Source organism: Granulicatella sp. WM01, assembly GCF_004570605.1.
Classification (GTDB): domain Bacteria; phylum Bacillota; class Bacilli; order Lactobacillales; family Aerococcaceae; genus WM01.
Genome location: NZ_SPPB01000105.1, coordinates 1 through 2,080 on the forward strand (window position 1 = coordinate 1; position 2,080 = coordinate 2,080).

At 31.6% G+C, this 2,080-nt stretch carries 1 protein-coding gene and 1 pseudogene; one reads left to right on the top strand and one right to left on the bottom strand.

What is annotated here, in order from left to right:
- Positions 1-578, bottom strand: a pseudogene (locus E4T68_RS08640) (ISNCY family transposase); the annotation flags it as partial.
- 152 nt (positions 579-730) lie between these two features.
- Between E4T68_RS08640 and E4T68_RS08645 the strand changes: the two are divergent.
- The gene (locus E4T68_RS08645; protein WP_135126013.1) at positions 731-1,660 is read left to right on the top strand and encodes a diacylglycerol kinase family protein; all 930 of its coding nucleotides are present in this window, start codon (positions 731-733) and stop codon (positions 1,658-1,660) included.
- The last annotated feature ends 420 nt before the right edge of the window (positions 1,661-2,080 follow it).

Sequence of the window (2,080 nt, forward strand, 5' to 3'; positions counted from 1 at the left end):
GAGACAGTTTGACCAAACCATCTGAATTGACTAGCGTCCATTTGTATCAGTTCGCCACAATATTTTTTTCTCGGACGACTAGGGTGGATAGTGTCACTATCTGCTAGAAACTCACAAGAACGGGGTAAGTTTGTAGACAATTCATGTCTCACCTGTTGTGCTACTTTTTTCTGTTGTTTTAGTCGTTTTACTGTTTTACGATGTGTTTTGGGAGAAATCATCCCATGGTTATAGAGAATGGTACGAACAGTTGTATCTGTTAAATTGATGCCATGTTCTTGTTTTAACATTTCAGTAAAATGAACAACATTAGGTTTTAAATTGGTAAATGATTGGTATAGTTCTACAATAAAAGTTTTAGTAGATTCAGGTAGACTATGCTTTGGAGAGCGTTTTTTATTTTTATGAGAAAAAGCTGACTTACCAAATTGAACATAATTGTTAAGTAGTCGGTTAATTTGTCTTAATGATAAAGTTAATTCAACACAGGCACGTTGTTTTGTTTTTTTGCCATGATGAACGGCTTTGATGACGTTATATTTTTTTATTTCATTCACTGTTAATTCTATCCTTTTCATATCTCTAGTTTATCATTTTGGGACATTTTGTCATTCGATTACTTTAAGACATTATCACATTCGATTGATATAATACACTATAATAAGATAAAATAATATTTACACATCAGTAAAAAAGAGATAAAATGAAATAGACAGTATAAGGAGGATTTATGTTTAAACATGTTCATATTTTAGTAAATGAACGGTCGGGAGGCCTTAATGGAAAAACTTGTTTGCATGATGTGAAACACTTTTTAACCAAAAATAATATTCCCTACCTCATTTATCAAACTGCTTACAAAAAACACGCTTACCTTTTAACAAAACAAATCGTTCATGCTATGAAAAATCGCCCACAAGATTTATGTTTAGTTATCGGTGGAGATGGCACATTACATGAGGTTATTAATTGTCTTCACACACTCTCAGTTACTCTACCTATTGGATACATTCCAGCTGGAACAGGTAATGATTTTGCACGTAGTCTATATCAAAAACAACACACTGTCCAACTACTTCAATCCATTTTAATGGCAAAATCGCCTATTACTATTCCAATTTTAAAAATTAATCAAACATTCGCATTAAATAGTTTTGGCATTGGATTTGATGCACAAGTCACCCATATGGTTGATAAATCTCGTATCAAAGCCAAACTTAATGCATTAAAATTAGGTTCATTAGTTTATGTGTTATATACGCTAAAAAATTTATGGCAATTCAAAACATTCTCTGTTGATATTACATTAAATAATCACACAACAATGCATCACAACTGTTGTCTAACAACCATTATGAATAACGGTTATTTTGGTGGTGGCATTTTATTAGATCCTGCTATGATTTTAACTGATCACATATTTAGTGCTATTTTGATTAAAGACGTTACCTTTAAAGCCATTCTTCGTTTTTTACCTAAATTATTTAGAGCAAAGCATCTTCAAGACAGTGCTTTAACGCGTTATACAGCACCATGTCAATTATCTCTACATGTCCATGGAAATCATCTCATTCAAATTGATGGAGAAGCCTATTCTCCTAAACAAGATGAACATACTTATCACATTAGCTTAACATCACAACAATTTTACATTCGCTAGCCATTATTTATTATTTATTTTAGATAACGTTAAAATTAACTATCAAACAGTTGTGAATCTAGACTAGACAAAAAGAAAAAAGTTTTCAATGAAGCATTTATTTAGAGTATACAAAATCGTGTTAGTGCACAAAAAAGTTCGGGTGTACAATAAATCGTGTTGGTGAACAAAAAAGTTCGCCAACACGATTATTTGGCTCTTCGTCAAATGATGTTGGTAAGTAAAAATTCCAGCAAATATTAAGTTGTTTTTTCTTAATAGGGCTAATTGTTTCTTTTCGAATCGATATGCAGTTGTCAAGGTTTATAGCGTGAGCGTGCCTTGACAATAAGCATACTGATTTGATAGACTTTTCAGCCCATATTAAGATTGTTTAAATAATTTTTCTTGCACTAAAAATACTCGAGTTCGTAAATATGT

Coding starts and splice junctions, on each gene's coding strand:
- E4T68_RS08645 (WP_135126013.1), top strand. CDS start 731: ATGTTTAAACATGTTCATATTTTAGTAAATGAACGGTCGGGAGGCCTT.